Source organism: Candidatus Desulfosporosinus nitrosoreducens, from assembly GCF_030954495.1.
Lineage (GTDB): Bacteria > Bacillota > Desulfitobacteriia > Desulfitobacteriales > Desulfitobacteriaceae > Desulfosporosinus > Desulfosporosinus nitrosoreducens.
This window is the reverse complement of record NZ_JAVHUW010000062.1, coordinates 1-16,975: the sequence shown is the minus strand read 5'-3', so window position 1 is coordinate 16,975 and position 16,975 is coordinate 1. Positions and strand designations below refer to the sequence as shown.

Genomic DNA, 16,975 nt, shown 5'->3' with positions numbered 1-16,975 from the left:
GGAATGTGACAATCTACACTACAGAAATGATTATCAAGATGATTCAAAGCGATTTCCCCTTTTTTATTTATCTAATAAACATTATAATGATTGTTTGAATGTTTGTAAACAGGCTTTTAAAAAGCTTTACAGCAATTCTTTTATCCGCTGACTAATCCGCTCTAAGACTCCCGCTTCGGCAAGCGGTGAGTTAAGAGTGGCTAAGTCCCTGGATAAGTGCGACTAAGATTCAGATGGAGTTAAAACTCCACCTGAGTCAAGTCTTCCTTATCGGGTTTAGGCTTTAAATTGAAAATACCTCTCTATCTTGTTTATGCAGAACAATAAAATATAGGATAGATTCCCTGAATTTAGCAAGCCTAATTAAAATATAAATGTCTAAGCATTTTTATGTTGCAAAAGTGGAGTTAATATGATATTTTTCATATGAATATATAGTCATATGAACATAAATTCTTTGGAGGGGAGATTATGCCTGCACAAGTAGTTCAAGAAGAAAAAATAAAATATCGCCTTGAAGGGGATTTTTGTCCTAATTGTTCGGCCAAAATGGAGAGAATGCTCAGTGCAACGGAGGGAATAGGAGAAACAACGATCAATTATGCGGCTAAAACCGTTTTCTTGCCTCCCTCACGAGTCGCGCAGGCTCAAACAATTATAGAGAAGATAGAAGAAGGAGTAAGGCTTGTCCCGGTTCCAACAGAGAAAAAAACGGCTGTTTTAAGCAACCCTGGTGAAGCTAAGGAAACGCAACAAAGGCTGATGCGGATTATTTCTGCCTGTGTGTTGTTTGCCATAGGCTTAATCCTGGAGCTACGCTGGAAAAGCGATTGGAGGGGAGCTCTCGGGGCTTTCATTTTATTGGCGGCCTATGTTATCGTAGGTTTCAAGGTCCTGCTTAAAGCCGTCCGCAATATCTCCAAGGGACAAATCTTTGATGAGAACTTTTTGATGGCCCTGGCTACTGTGGGAGCAATTGCCATCCGGGCCTTGCCGGAAGCTGTCGCGGTCATGCTTTTCTACTCCGTCGGCGAATATTTAGAGGAGCGGGCCGTAAATCGATCCCGTCATTCTATCCAGGCCTTATTGAATTTCCGACCGGAGTATGCCAACCTTGTAAATCAGTTGGATGTGATGAAAGTAGCCCCCGAAGAGGTTCAGGTCGGTCAGCAGATTCTGATTCGTCCAGGGGAAAAAATTCCTTTGGACGGTCAAATTGTCAACGGCAGTTCCCATGTCGATACATCAGCCTTAACAGGGGAGTCCGTACCCAGAAAAGTTGAGGTTGAAGATACTGTTCTCGCCGGAATGATTAATACAACCGGGGTTTTGACGGTGCGTGTCACTAAAGTGTTTGCTGAGTCGTCCGTGCAAAAGATTTTAGACTTGGTTGAGAACGCCAGTACTCACAAAGCACGCACGGAAACTTTTATTACAACCTTTGCCCGCTATTACACCCCTGCCGTTGTGGTGGCGGCCTTAGGGATATTCCTGGTGCCCTTGCTCTTATGGGGAGGGAATTTGCAGGAATGGCTTTATAGAGCGCTGACAATACTGGTCATTTCTTGCCCTTGTGCTTTGGTTATTTCCGTACCTTTGGGTTATTTTGGCGGAATTGGGGGCGCTTCACGTCAGGGGATTCTGATCAAGGGCGCAAATTATCTGGAAGCATTGACAGATCTGCGTACCGTGGTGTTTGATAAGACGGGGACTTTGACAGAAGGGGTCTTTCAGGTTATAGAGATTACCCCGGCACAAGGGTACTCTAAGAAAGAGCTTCTGGAAATAGCGGCGAGAGCGGAAGCTCACTCCCCTCATCCCATTGCCGTATCGATTCGCGAGAAATATGGCAATGAGGCAAAAGGCAATAATTTAACAGATATATTAAGTCATGAAGAAATAAGCGGTAAAGGAATTCGGGCCTTATGGAACGGCAAGACTGTATTGGTGGGAAAAGCAGAATTGCTGGAGGAGGCCGGAATATCAATCCCCGGAGTTAATTCCCATCAGGGCTTAGGAACTATGGTGTATATTTCCGTTGACGGGGGTTATGCTGGCCACTTGACGATCTCTGACCGGGTGAAAACAGATTCCCGGGAAACGATTGATCAACTGAATCAGATGGGCATGAGAACGGTGATGCTGACAGGAGATAATTCAGGTGTGGCTAAAGCGGTGGCTGAGGAATTGGCCGTTCGTGAATATTACTCTGATTTAATGCCGGAGGATAAGGTCTTTTGGCTTAAATCACTTCGCCAAGAAACACGGCAGGGTAAAGTGGCTTTTGTGGGTGACGGAATCAATGATGCCCCTGTTTTGACCTTGGCTGATGTAGGGGTTGCGATGGGTGGTTTAGGATCAGATGCGGCCATCGAAGCCGCGGATGTTGTGTTTATGGAAGACCGGCCGAGCAAGCTCCCGGAAGCCATTCATATCGCAAGATTCACTAAAAAAGTTATTTGGCAGAATATTGGTTTTGCCTTAAGTATAAAGCTGCTGGTTATTTTACTGGCGGTCTTCGGACTGGCCAATATGTGGAGCGCCATTTTCGCTGATGAAGGCGTAGCCTTGCTGGCTATTTTGAACGCCATGCGGATTAGAAAGTATAACACCCGGAAAATTTCCCCTGCGGAAGATTTTTCAACGCGAGCGGTAAAAGCGGCGGCACGCTGAGCTTGACTCAGCACAGGCCGGTGCGGCCTGTTCCTGAAAAATTTGGCCGGCGTCCCAAGAGTATAAAAAGGAGACAGATATCACGGGGGATTAGGCGGTTCTGAATCAAGGCGGTTATAGTGGCGGTATGCCGGCGCTCATGTTAAAATGAAGATACGCTGGGATCATTTTAATTCGGGGTGAAAGTATGGTAGCGAAACATTCGGATTCCCAAGTCTCTGCCGATCTGCCTGAAACCGCGGAAGATGCCGTATGTGACATTTTATGTGTGCATCACGAAGTCGTTGATAAATATGCTGAACACTTGATTACCCTTGACCGAGCAAATAGCTTGGCGGAATTATTTAAAACACTGGGGGACCCGACACGAATAAGAATTATGGATGTCTTGTCCAAAGCGGAATTCTGCGTTTGTGATCTCGCCGAATTATTAGGACTAAGTCAGTCGGCAACATCCCATCAACTGCGGGTACTGAGAAACAACGATCTTGTCAAATACCGGCGGGAAGGGAAGATGGTTTATTATTCCATGCATGACTCTCATGTTTCAGAGCTTTATCGTCAAGGCTTAGAACACATTGATGAAGGTTGAGCATAATGCCTGATCTATTGCTGTGAATTTAGAGGAAGGGCAAAATTTGAGCTTTCAATTTGACAAGGTACAAACAGTTCAGCACTTATTTTTCGCTTTAATAAGACATAAAGGAAACCTGGGAACGGTTGTTCCAAGGTTTCCTTTTTCCTTAGTTTGGATAATCGCTAATAAAAAGATAAAGGGAAGGAAGTTGTGCTAAGCATTTACTTAGAAAATGACTAAAGAAATTAAAGCTCCGGCAATGATGATCCACAGGGTATCTATTTTAGTAAAACGCCGTACTCCAAAAGCTGCTAAAGCCAGACAGCAGGTCGGCCAATCGACTAATGAGCTGCCTGCTAGTTTGCTAATAACGGCCCAAAGTGTTCCGAAAAATGCGGCTACTATTCCGCTGATAAACAGTTTGACCTTTTCGGCTTTGCCGGCGCGTTGATAAAGATCGGAAATAATATTGACAACAGTGAAGGAAGGCAGGTACATGTTCGCCATCGCCAGAGCGGCTCCGAATATCCCTGCCACTTTATAGCCGATAAAAGCGGAGATTACTGTAACCGGACCGGGGGTGAGCAGGCTAAGGGCTAAAGCAACCTCAAATTCCCGGTCTGTGACGAAATGATAATGATGAATCATGGCGTCCTGAATAAATGGCAGCATGGCATATCCGCTGCCGAAGGTTAGCCCGCCAATCCCAAATAAGGTGTTGCCGAGGCTGCGGAAAGTGGGATTGCTGAAATTAAGGCTAAAATTGATAACTAAGAGCACGGCAAGCATCAACAACATCGCCAGGTACTTTTTCTTGCTGAATTTAAATTTGATTGCTAAGGTTTCTTGGGAAGGAGATTTTTTAGCAACCCAAAATTTTTTGTCCATCAAAGTCCGCCAGGCCGGAATTTTATAGGTCAGAAAAGCGAAGAGGAGACTGACGGCTCCGGCAGCGAGAAGCAAGCCATAAATATTCATTTTCCAGAAAAAGACCATGACAAATCCACTGAGCGCAAGAATTGTCAGTTGTGGAGTATTTACTCCTTTTTTCCAGAGATCCAGGATGGTATTTAAGACAAGTCCTACCACTAAGGCGCCCACGCCTTTGAATAATGAAGCTACAAAAGGCAGGTTGTTGTAGTTTAGATAAAGGTGGGCAAGAAGGACCATACCGGTGAAGCAAGGAATCACAAAAAAGATGCTGGCTACGAGAGCGCCGGGAAAACCCCTTATGAGATAGCCAATGTAAGTGTTCAGATTTACAGTCGGTGCCCCAGGTAAAAGCTGGGAAAGAATTAAACCGTTTAGATATTCCTCATCTGTCAGCCAATTCTTTTGGTCCACCAGAGATTTCTTAGCTTCTCCCAGAGCAGCCAGACTATAAGATACAAGCCCTATGTGAAGAAAGGTTTGAGCAATTTCCCAGAGGCTCACCCTTTGGGGTTGTTTAAACGTTTGGCTAATCTTAGGCTCTCTTTTCATCGTCTTGATTACCTCCCGTCGTGGCAGGGTTAAACTGCGTTAGCAGGGAATCAAACCACAGTCCTCCAGAATGGCGCATCCCAGCGGTCCGGTAAGAAGATCGACAAAGGATTGAGCCAATTCCGGAGCTTGACTTTCCCTAGAGATCCCAATTGCAAATTCTATCGGCTTGCCGTGAATAATGGTATTCGTGCCCGGAATCTTACTTTCGACCGCTACAAAGGCCTGGTCGTAAAAATTAGCACAAGCAGGACTGGAGAGATTGATCTTTGCCGGCAGGACTATATAAGGAAGCCCCAATTGTTTGGCCTCCGAGGAATAGAGAAACGCGTAGTCAACGTCTCCTTTTAATAAAGCCTGCGCCAGTTCTACGGATTTAGGGTAAACTGTGGAGGGAATACAGGCATTTGCCAACGCTGTGTATAGACCGGGTTTGTTGTAGAAAATCTCGGCCAATTGCCAGACCATTAGAGTTCTGTAACCGCAGGGATCGAGATGATGGTCGGAATGGGCAAAGCTACTTTGTGATTGAATTAACATATCAGCCCAGTTTTCCGGAGTAATCTCTTTGCTTCCTTTGGAAAAAGGGGTATAGCCGATGACAATTTGATCCGAGGCAAAAATAAAATAGTTACGCACTAAATCCGGGACCAGCAGCTCGGCAAACAGGGCTTGATCGGCTAAAGCGACAATATCATAAATTTCTCCGGCTAACAGTCGTTTGGCTCCTTCTCTCGAACCTACGCTCTTAGATTGAACGGTTAGAGCGGGGAGTTGTTTTGCAAAAAGTTCCAGACAGTGTCCAATAACACCCTGCAAAGCCCCGGCGTGAATAATCCTCAGAGTTTTGGGAGAATTTATCATCTCAGCTCCACCCCATCTTTCGTTTCAGTTAAAGATTCTTCGAGTTGGTAATAAGCCCGCAGAAATTTTTCTAATTTCATTTTTTGCTGGGCAATGTACTGGGCCCAGATTTTTAAGGATTCTTCTCCTTGCAGTGTTAATTTATAAAGCCGCCTGCCTGGTCCCGACTCACCGACTTCCCAATGAGATGCTATCAGTCCGTCCTTGTCCATTCGCCTGAGATTCCGATAAACGGTCGCTGTGTCTGCTTCTCCGCTTCTGAACTCAACTTCATTGAGGCGCTGAATTAATTCATAACCATGAGAAGGCTTTTGCTTGAGCAAAAGAAGCAACTCTGCTTGAATGGCACGATCAATGGGGATAGTTGATTCAAATTTAGAACTTATCTCTTCATTCATATGTGCTCACCTCAGCTATTGTCACTGTGCATATAGATTCATTAAAACTATTCGGTATCTCCTCCGAATATCCTTCTGTGATAAATAAATTTTTCTTAATTTCTTTGCTGAGCTGTTATTAAAGAAATAGCCTGTTCAATTTTCAGAACAGGCTGACTAGCGTCCGCCTGGAGTCCGTATCCCCGCACGATTGGCGGGAGCATTTCATTCAAGTTTTGAAAAACAACCGGAAGAGATGTTAAAAGCCCCGCCTGACTTTTCAGTGTGGCGGGGCTTGGGGGGTAACAAGTTGAGTTCCGGATGAGAAAAATACAAGGTTATTAAAGCGTTATTCCTGGGATAACCGCAGGGGCATATACTCGTTGAGCAAGTTCACTGTCGATCATAAAGAGTCCTGCACCATCTTCTTTAATGAGCTTTAATTTATTCAGAACCCGTCCCATGTTTTCCTCTTCTTCTGCCTGTTCTGTAACATACCATTGCAGAAAAATCTCCGAAGTATGATCTTTAGTTTCTCGGGCAATGTCCATCAAGGAATAGATTGACCGTGTTACAAATTGTTCATGCTTCAAAGCAAGTTCAAAGACTTCTTGAGGACTGGAAAAATCGTTTTGAGGTTTTGCGATTTCGGTCAAGGTAACCTTGCCGCCGACTTTATTCAAATAGTTGAAGAAACCTAAAGCATGATCTCGTTCTTCTTGGACCTGTACCCGAAAGTAATTAGCAAACCCGTCGAGATTGAGGGATGAAAAATAGGCTTGCATGGCAAGATAAAAATACGCTGAAAAGAGTTCTTTGTTGATTTGTTCGTTGATAGCTTGAATCATTTTTTCGTTTGGCATAATTAGCCCACCTTTCTTTAATGAATCATTGGGAAATATTCTCCATAATTTCTTAATTTCCTGCTTATTTTTTGGGGAATATATAATTCTTCTTAATTAAAGGAGGATTTAAATAATAAATGGAGAATTATAAAATGTAAAACAGATTCCTAGTTAAGTTTAGAGGAGGCTTGTCTATGTTTAACAAAATATTAGTGCCCACAGATGCATCGGAATATTCGCGCCGCGCGTTTAAAACGGCTTTGGACCTTGCTCGAACTTTCCATTCTGAGCTTGAACTGCTTTTTGTATCGTATATCCCGGAAGGATATTGGGGTTATGCTGTTGCCGCAAGCTATGTTGTCCCCCAGGAGCAAATTGAAGAAGGCGCAGACTTAGCTTTGGAGGCTACGCTTAAAGACATGGACATTCACGATGTCGTGATGACCAAGAAAAAATTGCAGGGGCATCCGGCGACCGTTATTGCCGCAGAAGCGGAAACTGAGACTATTGATTTGGTAGTCATGGGGAGTCATGGCTATGGACCTATAGCGGGTTCAGTTTTAGGAAGCGTCAGTCAGGGAGTTCTGCAGCGGGTTAAGTGCCCGGTTCTTATTGTTAAATAAGACCGCATTTAGGTATTGGCTGTTCAGACGGGACAATGTTCAGGGCGGATATAAATTTACAGATTTATATCCGCCCTGATTTTTATACTTTAAGTTGGACTCTATTGTCATCCGGCCTTATGAAACGGTTGATTCCCAAGGAAAAAGATAGTTTAAAACCAGAAAGGAAATCCAAGTCGTTTTATCAGGGCAAATCCTGCCCGTTTTGCCAGAGGTACGAATAATTTGCGGGCAAGTGGAGCGCCGACTTTTCGCGCTATAGGCGGCCCAAAATGCTGAGCAAGCGGAAAGCCGATCTTGCGTGCCAAAGGAGGACCAAATTGCCGCATAAAGGCAGGACCGTATTGTTTCAGGAGAGCCCCTGCTTGTTGTTGCCATAAACTTGTCGTTTCTGACGGGGAAGGAAGAGCTTTTTGTTCTACGCGAGATTTTTGCGGCAGAACCGAGGAAAAAGGAGCAGTTACTTTTTGCGGTATGATTATTTCCGGCTGAACATTTGCTGGGGTTGCAGGTGTGGGAGCTTTGCTACGAACAGGTGAAAGTCCTTGCCATTGTTTAGAAGAAAAGTTCTGCTGCTGGCCGGGAGAAGAAAAGATCGTTTGTTGAGTTGGAAAATGCCCCCGTTGCCCTATCAACGATGCCATGGGCAAACCCCCTTTAGAATCTGAGGATAGTTTTTATTCACAATACACTAGTATGCAATTTTTGGCTAAAGGTGCATTATTTACCTAAATATAGCCAGGCACATTCAGAGATACTTATTTCAGGAAACAGTAAGAGCAAGCAGTTCGCCTGGGGAACTACTTGCTCTTGTTATGACTTAAGCTAAAATATGTTCTTTAATTATTCAGCTAGGGCAATGGCCTCAATTTCAATAATGGCGTCTTTAGGCAAGCGGGCAACTTGCACGGCGGAACGGGCAGGCGGATTACTCGCAAAATAAGTGGCATAAACGGTGTTCATAGCGGCAAAGTCATTCATGTCTCTCAGAAAAACCACGGTTTTTACGACCTTGTCCATTGAAGAACCGGAGGCTTCCAGGATAGCTTTAACGTTATCTAAAGATTGTTTGGTTGCGCCTTCAATGTCTGCAACTAAATCCCCGCTTTGAGGATTCAGCGGTAGTTGTCCGGATGTAAAAATAAGATTTCCGACTTTCACTCCTTGAGAATAAGGACCGATAGCCGCAGGTGCGTTTTGAGTATTAAGAATTTGTTTGCTCATAAAAAAATTACCTCCTTGCAAAATAGCTTCATTAAAAACACTGGGCAGAAACTAATCCTAAGTATACTTGATTTTAAGAGAATTAACCAAGCAAGAAATTGGTACTGGTACTATTTTACTCGCTTTTCGGATATTTAGCAAAGAACCGTTGGCCTTGTGCGTTTATGGAGTGAATAGCCGGTTATAGCCATTGGTTTAGCAAGCGTTGGCTGTTTATGCCGGAATTTTCTCTATGTTATAATTTATCCGAAGACTAATCCGCTCTAATACTCCCGCTTTGGCAAGCGGTGAGTCAAGAGCGGCTAAGTCCCTGGATAAGTGCGACTAGGATTCAGATGGAGTTAAAACTCCACCTGAATCAAGTCTACTTTATCTGGAACGGATTTTCGAGAGGGAGGTAAAAAATGTCGTCTCTGGAACGTGTGATACAAATTGATTTTGTAGACCGTTTAGGTTTAGGGATGGAGATTTTTGAACGGTGCGAAAAGAATAACGTCGATAAAATTGGAATGGAAGTAATCCCTAATCAAGGTATGTTTATTAAATTTCGTTGTCTTGCGGATGAACAGGTTCAGCAGCTAATACGAGATCTTGAAGAGATTCAAGGGATTATTGCAGTCCATTTGCGCGAGCGAATGCCTTATGAAGAAAGAGAGCATAGGCTGAGGGAGATTATTTCAAACGTTGATCGCCAAAGGAAAGGGGCCTTTGAAGATATTGCCTACCAGAGCACTAAGATGCGCCACGCTGTGGAAACGGCTAAAATGGTTGCGAAAGGAACTTCGACGGTTCTGCTGCGGGGAGAAAGCGGAACCGGGAAGGAATTATTTGCCCGGGCAATTCATATGGAAAGTTTACGGGCCCAAGCGCCCTTTATTCCAATTAATTGTGTTGCGTTGCCGGATAGTCTGTTGGAGAGCGAACTTTTCGGATATGAAGAAGGCTCATTTACGGGAGCGGTAAGAGGCGGACGAAAAGGACTTTTTGAACAGGCTGATCATGGAACCCTTTTTCTGGATGAAATCGGGGAGATCTCTACTCGCGTTCAAGTTCACTTATTAAGGGTCCTGCAAGAGAATAAGATCAGACGTGTCGGGGGAGCCAGGGAAGTACCGGTGGATGTGCGTATAATTGCCGCTACACATCGTAACTTGGAAGAAATGATTAAAAGAGGCGAATTCCGTGAAGACCTTTATTATCGTTTAAATGTTATTCCCATACGAATTCCACCTCTGCGGGAGCGGTCTGAAGATATTCCCCTGATAGCCCAGTTTTTAATACGCAAGCTCTCTCAAAAGTTAGGGAAACCCGATATTCACTTAACCAAGGAGAGTATGGACTTATTAATGGAGCAGGCTTGGCCGGGAAATGTGCGGCAGTTGGAGAATACCTTGGAACGTCTTATCAATGTCATGGATTCTACTGAAATCAAGCCCCAACTTTTCTACGAATGGACGGATTTAGTTCCTACCCAACAAACCGCGTCTTATGAAGAAGGAAATTTTCAAATCCGAATACCCATGGAAAAAGGCTGGCCTTCCTTGAAAACAATCGTGAGTGAAGTCGAAAAGCAAGTTTTGCTGCGGGTTTTAGAAACCCATAAGTCGTCCCGCAAGGCTGGAAGAGTCCTCGGAGTCTCCAACACGACCATTTTAAACAAACTTAAACACTATAGAATTGAGACTCCTTAAATTATATTGAATGTCAATTTAAACATGAAACGGATTTATGTTGGCCAAACTAAGGAGAGCTGCTCCCAAAGTTTTCATAGTAACGTTTGTAAAGAATTGGAGTATGACAAGAAATATTATCGGTGATAAGATTTCTTGTCACTGATTTTTATCAATTTTCTTCAAAAGAGTTTAAGAGCTTTACAAGGGGCTTTCCTAAGTACCGCCAAAAGCCTGATAGATTGCAGTTCCGCCAATTCAAAGCTCTCTGGTTCTATTTCGGGCAATGGCATGAATTTTGCATTTTGAAGAATCAAAAGTGACTTAGAATAAGGAGGAACTCTTGTGGCGAGAAAAGCAGAGCCTTATCGCATCAAAATGGTAGAATCTATCCGTATGATTTCCCGTGAGGAGCGCCAGAACAAACTCCAAGAAGCCGGGTACAACCCCTTTCTTTTAAAATCGGAGGACGTGTATATTGACCTTCTCACCGACAGCGGCACCGGTGCTATGAGTGACAACCAGTGGTCCGCCTTAATGCTGGGGGATGAGTCCTATGCCGGCAGTAAATCTTTCTTTAAGGTTAAAGATGCGGTGCAGGATATTTTCGGCTATAATTTTGTCATTCCAACGCATCAAGGCCGTGGAGCGGAACAGGTTCTTTTTCCGCATTTAAAAAAACAGGACGGGCAGTATGTTTTGGGAAATATGCACTTTGATACAACCATGGCCCATATCGAGATGAACGGTATGATCCCTGTAAATCTGGTGATAGAGGAAGCTTTTGCCACTCAAAAGGAGCACCCTTTTAAAGGCAACTTTGATTTGGAAAAGCTGGAGAATTTTATCCTGGAGAAGGGCCCGGAGAATATTGCTTTTATTATTGCGACAGTGACTTGCAACTCCTCGGGCGGACAGCCGCTTTCCATGGCAAACTTCCGCGGTCTTCGCCAAATTGCCGATAAATATTCCTTGAAAATAGATATTGATTCGGCCCGCTTTGCTGAAAACGCTTATTTTATTAAAAAACGTGAGCCGGGTTATGAAAATAAGAGTATCCAGGAAATTATTAAAGAAATGTATGACATGGGCGATTACTTTACGATGAGTGCTAAAAAAGACGCTATTGTCAACATGGGCGGCTTAATTGGCATTAAAGATGAAGAAGAAATGTACCGCAAAGCAAGTACAAGCTGTGTCCCCATGGAAGGCTTTATAACCTACGGCGGACTGTCCGGCCGGGATATGGAATGTTTAGCCGTTGGTTTGTACGAGGGAATGGATGTTGACTATCTGGAAAGCCGGATTGGACAAGTCGAATACCTGGGAAACGAACTCCGGAAACATGGCATTCCCATTCAGTGGCCGGTCGGCGGGCATGCTGTTTTTGTGGATGCCGGCCAATTCCTCCCCCATATTCCTGCCGAACAATTTCCGGCTCAAGCCTTATGCAATGAGCTGTATTTGGAAGCAGGCGTTCGTCCTGTTGAAGTAGGTTCTTTGCTGCTGGGCCGTGATCCGGTAACGGGAGTGCAAAAGAAAGCGGGTGTGGAATTTATGCGTTTAACAATTCCGCGCCGTGTATACACAGACAACCATATGGATGTCGTTGTCGATGCCCTCGCGGCAATTTGGGAACGAAGGGATCAAGTTAAAGGCTTAGAGTTTATTTATGAGCCGAAAGTGCTTCGTCATTTCCTTTGTAAACTGAAACCCATCGAAGGATAATTCAGCGCTAAAAATCAAGTAATTTCAGGAAAATATGATTAGCATATTTAGGCCGGTGAGCGAATCACCGGCCTAAATATTGTGCCTTCATTGATCAAATAAAACGCGGATAGATCAGGATTTTTTCGAATTAAAGAGGGGCCAGGCATGAAGTCTGACGATTATTGAGCTTATAAAGGTCGCTTTCAAGAAAGCTTTAGAGAATGCCGGTTTGAGTTGAAAGTGACTGAGTCTTCATTGACTTGATTGGAGAGAAGCATGTCGGCAATCGAAATATGTCGACCGGAACGAGGAGATTTGCCATCATTGAAACGCCAATTTTAGTCTTGATTAGCAGTTAAGAATCCGTCGTATCACTTGAGTTGTAGTTCTTCTTATGTCCGCCAGGCAGATGGTTTTGGTTCGGAGGTTCAAATTAGGTGTTGCTAGGGCACTAAACTCAACGCTGGCACCATATTTGCATAATATAGATTGTATTAGTATATTCCTGGAAAGTGATTGAATATCCGGATAGTGGATTTTGCCCATATTCTGGAGGAAATAATTATAATTGAATCAAGAGGAAGGGGGGAGCTCTTTTATTTAATTCGTCAAAATATTTGGACTTTAGCAGTGTGATTTTGCTTTTTCCTCAAAGCTGTATCAAGCGAGTTATAGAAGCGGTGTGAGGGGGGATTTTCCTGAAATCTATTGTTTTCCGTAATAAATTACCTCTGGGATTTGCCGGAATAATGGTTTTAATGGAACTGGTTTTGAGAAATTCAAAGTTTACGTTAGCACTTTTCTTAATAAGCCTTATAGGCTTCCTTGGCATTATATTATTTCGGACAAGCCAAACTTTGAGATTGTTGGATTTTGCCATTGAATATTTAAAGAGAGGTTCCGTAGGGGATTACCTGGTCTTAGAAAGAGGCGTGGAAGCGGCGCAACAACTTCTGCGCGAAGTAATTGCGTTGAAAAAAAGGGGCAATCCTGACCGAACGGCCCTTTTGGAGCTGCAAAAGGAACTATTAAAACGGAACAAAGGCTTGCTTTCCTTGAGTACCTTTTGGGAGCCCAATGCATTTGACGGCAAGGACGATTATTTTTTAAACTCCGACTACTATGATCAGGGTAAGCTCACAGCTTACGTTTATTGGGAAAACGGCACAATCGAGGTTGTTGCTCTCAAAAATGTTTATACTGAAGCCTGGTACGCCATACCCAAGAAACGCCGCGAGATTTCTATCATTGACCCATATTATTATGAGCTCAATGGCAAACGGATTTTAATGACAAGTATCATGCTGCCGATTATCCTTAACAGGAAGTTTCTGGGTGCGATTGGTGTGGATATAGAACTAAAAGAACTGAAAGAAATACAAAGTGATGTTGTTTTATATGAAAACAAGTATAAAGGACATGATCTTGAAGTGATTAAGGAAGCCCTGGTGAACAGAAAAGATGAGCTGGGGATTCTTGGGCAAGTCATCAAGGCTACAAATGTCAATCAGCAGGAGATAACAAAGCGCTTATTAGAAACGGCAAGTCAAGTTACCAGCACTTCTCAGGAGCTTTCTGTGATAGCTCAAGAATCGGCCAAGGCCGTAGAGGAGATTGCCAAAACGATAGAGCATGTTGCCGGAACTGCCACGGAACAGGCCGGAGACACGGATTACGGTGTTACCCAGATTATGGAGTTAGGAAACCTGATCGAAAGAGACCAACAGTACTTAATTGATTTGAATAAGTCGGCGGAAAAAGTTGAGATCATGAAAAGCGAAGGTAGTGTCTCTGTACATGAGTTAATGGAAAGGACTAAGGAAAGAGAGCGCTACATGGAACGGATACAAGAGGGGATTATGAAAACGAACCAAAGCGCCGAGAAAATTAATTCAGCCAGTCAGATGATTCAGGCGGTAGCGGATCAGACAAATCTGCTGGCCTTAAACGCAGCGATTGAGGCTGCACGGGCCGGTGAAGCGGGAAAAGGCTTTGCTGTGGTAGCCGAGGAAATCAGGAAACTGGCGGAAAAGTCCAGTCTTTCTACTCGGGAAATTGACGAAATCGTTAAGGAACTGCAAATCAATTCCCAAAATGCCGTGGAAATTATTGATAAAAGTTCGGTAATTGCTAAAAAACAAGAAGAGAGTGTCCTGATTACCGATGAACGCTTTTCAGGAATTGCGGGAGCAATTGAGGAAACAAAAGTAATTATGGTCAAGTTAAACAGTTCCGGGCGGGATATGGAAGAGAAAAAGAACCAGATAACGGCGGTCCTGAAAAACCTGGCTTCTATTGCGGAAAAAAATGCGGCCAGTACCGAGCAAGTTTCCGCCGCTTCTGAAGAGCAGTCAGCTTCTATGGTTGAAATAGCCAAGGCCAGTCAAAACTTGTCCCAATTAGCTGCCGAACTGCATCAGGCCATCGATAAATTTAAAAGTTAGGTCTTTGACCAAATTTAAGGCCGGAAAAGGGACTGTTTCTAATTATTAAGAGACAGCTCCTTTCTGCTTTTATGGATTAGTTATTTAACTGTCAGAAATAACCGCAGGGAAAACTTGATGAGGCAGAGAGCCAGGTCTGAAAATGTTTCCTTCGTATCTCATATTTTAACCTCCCGAAAAATGCTAACCATTGATAATTGGGTTTCCTCATGCTAACATATACTTGGAAAAATTTAAAGTACGCAGTTTTATAATATATACTATCTTTTTTGATACTATTGTTATTTTGGGAGGTTTTTATGAGTACATCAGAAAGTCGAAGCCACAATGTGTGTCCCCTGGAATTGATTCAGCAAATAATTGGAGGAAAATGGAAAATCATGATACTTTGGGCCTTAAGTGAAAATACGAGAAGGTTTAATGAGCTGCAAAAGTTGTTCCCCGAGATAACACAGGCTATGCTTACAAAACAATTACGGGAGCTTGAAAAGGATAATTTTATCCATCGCGAAGTTTATAAGGAAGTACCGCCAAAAGTAGAATACTCGTTGACATCTTTAGGAAAAGAGTTTATTCCAATTATTGAACAAATGTCTAATTGGGCGAGACACAATTATGACTCTTTGCATAAATAATTCAGGTATCGAACGGTACAATCTAGATTTTTATTCTGGATTGTACCGTTTCTTGCTATTTAGTTTAAATAATATCCTTTGATAGTACCATCATTAATACTAAGTACCATGAAACTGCGTACTTAACTTCCGATCAGCAGTGTGATATTTTAAAATTAATAAATGCTGAAAGGAGATTGTTTAAATTGAACATAATTATTGTCTATGCGCACCCCTATGATGGAAGCTTTTGCAAAGGGTTACTGGACACTGTTTCGTCCCGCTTGCAAAGCAGAGGTGCAGCCGTCAAGGTAAAAGACCTTGTAAAAATGAAATTTGATGCCGTTATGCAACCAGATGATTTAAAAGCCGCAAGAACTGAGGCCTATACGGATGAGGTTAAACGAGAACAGGCTGATGTTCTCTGGGCAGATGCAATTGTTACGATTGCTCCTATTTGGTTTGGAGCAATGCCCGGTTTCCTGAAAGGTTATTTTGATAAGGTGTTTATGACCAAATTCGCCTATGACGAAAGAATCGGCGGTAAACTGCAAGGGAAAAGAGTATTTTCACTTTTTACAGCCGGCTCTAACGATCCGTATCTGGATATGGCAGGTCAATATGAGTGTATTAATCTTTCTATGGACAATCTTTTTGGCAGTACAGGGTTCGTAGATGTCGCCACTAAATTCTATCAATCTGTGCCTATTGTTACTGCTGAAGAAAGAAAACAGTATTTAACTGAAGCAATTCAATTTGTAGATCAGATTTTTGATTGCCAGCCTGGAGAGGTTGGCCAGGTCGGACATGGCGGTCTGCTTACTAAGCTTCATATGCAAGGGTATCTAAACGGAAGAGTATGAAACTGAGGAGCAGCCCGATAACGGCAATCTGTCAGTTATCAGCAGAACGGCATTATTACCTGTATGCCGGCAGTTTGTTATTAAAATAAACAAATTATAAGGAGGATCTTTACAATGAATGTAGTCATTGTTTATGCGCACCCCTATGATGGAAGCTTTTGCAAAGGGTTACTGGATACAGTCTCGTCCCGCTTGCAAAGCAGAGGTGCAAATGTTAAGGTAAAAGATCTTGTAAAAATGAATTTTGATCCTGTTATGCGGCCAGATGATTTAAAAGCCACAAAAACCAAGGTTTATTCAGATGAGGTTAAGCAAGAACAGGCTGATGTTCTCTGGGCGGATGCAATAGTCACAATTGCTCCTGTCTGGTTTGCAGCAATGCCCGGCTTCATGAAAGCTTATTTTGATAAAGTATTTATAACTGGTTTCGCCTATGATCATACGGGCGTCGGTAAACTGCAAGGAAAAAGGGTATTTTCACTTTTTACAAATGGTGTTAATGATCCGTTTTTGGAAATGTCCAGGCAGTATGATGCCATTCATTATGTGATGGACTGCCTTTTTGGCATGACAGGGTTCATAGATGTCGCTACTAAATTCTTTGCCTCAGTGCCAACCGTTACTGATGAACAAAGAAAACAGTATTTAGCAGAAGCCGTTGAATTTGTTGATCAGATTTTTGATCGCCAGCCCGGAGAGATTGGACAGAAAGGGCATTGTGCACTTCTTACAAAGCTTGTTGTAAAAGGTTATCTAAACGGAGCAGTATAAAGAAGACTTGATTCAGGTGGAGTATTAACTCCATCTGAATCTTAGTCGCACTTATCCGGGGACTTAGCCGCTCTTAACTCACCGCTTGCCGAAGCGGGAGTCTTAGAGCGGATTAGTCAGCGGATCAATAGATTTTTGTTAACTGGCAAGAAGGTAAGTGCTGCTATAGTTGTCCATTTTTTTATTTTGCCCTGTCTTCAAAACATAAAAAATTGCTTGTTGGAGCTAACTTGGTTTT

At 43.1% G+C, this 16,975-nt stretch carries 15 protein-coding genes; 9 read left to right on the top strand and 6 right to left on the bottom strand.

Going from position 1 to position 16,975, the window contains the following annotated elements:
* Positions 1-471: 471 nt before the first annotated feature.
* Together REC12_RS15510 and REC12_RS15505 are read left to right on the top strand one after the other, a co-directional pair.
* Positions 472-2,673, top strand: coding sequence for a heavy metal translocating P-type ATPase (locus REC12_RS15510; protein WP_308896022.1), 2,202 nt, complete (start codon positions 472-474; stop codon positions 2,671-2,673).
* Between the two features lie 187 nt (positions 2,674-2,860).
* Complete coding sequence (locus REC12_RS15505) at positions 2,861-3,265, top strand: ArsR/SmtB family transcription factor (protein WP_308896020.1); 405 nt, start codon at positions 2,861-2,863, stop codon at positions 3,263-3,265.
* Positions 3,266-3,475: 210 nt separating this feature from the next.
* Here the strand turns inward: REC12_RS15505 and chrA are convergent, their stop codons facing one another.
* The 4 genes from chrA to REC12_RS15485 all read right to left on the bottom strand — a co-directional run bounded on the left by chrA (position 3,476) and on the right by REC12_RS15485 (position 6,836).
* Positions 3,476-4,732, bottom strand: coding sequence for a chromate efflux transporter (gene chrA / locus REC12_RS15500; RefSeq protein WP_308896019.1), 1,257 nt, complete (start codon positions 4,730-4,732; stop codon positions 3,476-3,478).
* Positions 4,733-4,771: 39 nt separating this feature from the next.
* The gene (locus REC12_RS15495) at positions 4,772-5,596 is read right to left on the bottom strand and encodes an extracellular solute-binding protein (protein ID WP_308896017.1); all 825 of its coding nucleotides are present in this window, start codon (positions 5,594-5,596) and stop codon (positions 4,772-4,774) included.
* The gene (locus REC12_RS15490; RefSeq protein ID WP_308896014.1) at positions 5,593-5,994 is read right to left on the bottom strand and encodes a PadR family transcriptional regulator; all 402 of its coding nucleotides are present in this window, start codon (positions 5,992-5,994) and stop codon (positions 5,593-5,595) included. The genes REC12_RS15495 and REC12_RS15490 overlap by 4 nt, the downstream gene beginning before the upstream one ends.
* Positions 5,995-6,314: 320 nt before the next feature.
* The gene (locus REC12_RS15485) at positions 6,315-6,836 is read right to left on the bottom strand and encodes a ferritin (protein WP_308896012.1); all 522 of its coding nucleotides are present in this window, start codon (positions 6,834-6,836) and stop codon (positions 6,315-6,317) included.
* A gap of 176 nt (positions 6,837-7,012) precedes the next feature.
* Here REC12_RS15485 and REC12_RS15480 point away from each other — a divergent pair, with 176 nt between their 5' ends.
* Entirely contained in the window at positions 7,013-7,441 is a 429-nt protein-coding gene (locus REC12_RS15480) for a universal stress protein (protein ID WP_308896011.1), read from the top strand.
* A 152-nt stretch (positions 7,442-7,593) separates the two neighbouring features.
* Here REC12_RS15480 and REC12_RS15475 read toward each other — a convergent pair whose 3' ends face one another.
* Positions 7,594-8,085 carry a hypothetical protein gene (locus tag REC12_RS15475; protein WP_308896009.1) on the bottom strand — a complete coding sequence of 164 codons (492 nt, stop codon included), beginning with the start codon at positions 8,083-8,085 and terminating at the stop codon, positions 7,594-7,596.
* Between the two features lie 199 nt (positions 8,086-8,284).
* Positions 8,285-8,665: a RidA family protein gene (locus REC12_RS15470; RefSeq protein WP_308896007.1), complete on the bottom strand. Its 381-nt coding sequence runs from the start codon at positions 8,663-8,665 to the stop codon at positions 8,285-8,287.
* Between the two features lie 404 nt (positions 8,666-9,069).
* Between REC12_RS15470 and REC12_RS15465 the strand changes: the two genes are divergently transcribed.
* The 6 genes from REC12_RS15465 (at position 9,070) to REC12_RS15440 (ending at position 16,737) form a co-directional block, all read left to right on the top strand.
* Entirely contained in the window at positions 9,070-10,356 is a 1,287-nt protein-coding gene (locus REC12_RS15465; protein ID WP_308896006.1) for a sigma 54-interacting transcriptional regulator, read from the top strand.
* Between the two features lie 324 nt (positions 10,357-10,680).
* On the top strand, positions 10,681-12,063 hold the full coding sequence (locus REC12_RS15460; protein ID WP_308896004.1) for a tryptophanase: 1,383 nt from the start codon (positions 10,681-10,683) through the stop codon (positions 12,061-12,063).
* An 839-nt stretch (positions 12,064-12,902) separates the two neighbouring features.
* Entirely contained in the window at positions 12,903-14,489 is a 1,587-nt protein-coding gene (locus REC12_RS15455; protein ID WP_308896001.1) for a methyl-accepting chemotaxis protein, read from the top strand.
* 299 nt (positions 14,490-14,788) lie between these two features.
* Positions 14,789-15,124: a winged helix-turn-helix transcriptional regulator gene (locus REC12_RS15450; protein ID WP_308895999.1), complete on the top strand. Its 336-nt coding sequence runs from the start codon at positions 14,789-14,791 to the stop codon at positions 15,122-15,124.
* Between the two features lie 185 nt (positions 15,125-15,309).
* Positions 15,310-15,966: an NAD(P)H-dependent oxidoreductase gene (locus tag REC12_RS15445; RefSeq protein WP_308895998.1), complete on the top strand. Its 657-nt coding sequence runs from the start codon at positions 15,310-15,312 to the stop codon at positions 15,964-15,966.
* A 114-nt stretch (positions 15,967-16,080) separates the two neighbouring features.
* Positions 16,081-16,737 carry an NAD(P)H-dependent oxidoreductase gene (locus tag REC12_RS15440; protein WP_308895996.1) on the top strand — a complete coding sequence of 219 codons (657 nt, stop codon included), beginning with the start codon at positions 16,081-16,083 and terminating at the stop codon, positions 16,735-16,737.
* Positions 16,738-16,975: the final 238 nt, after the last annotated feature.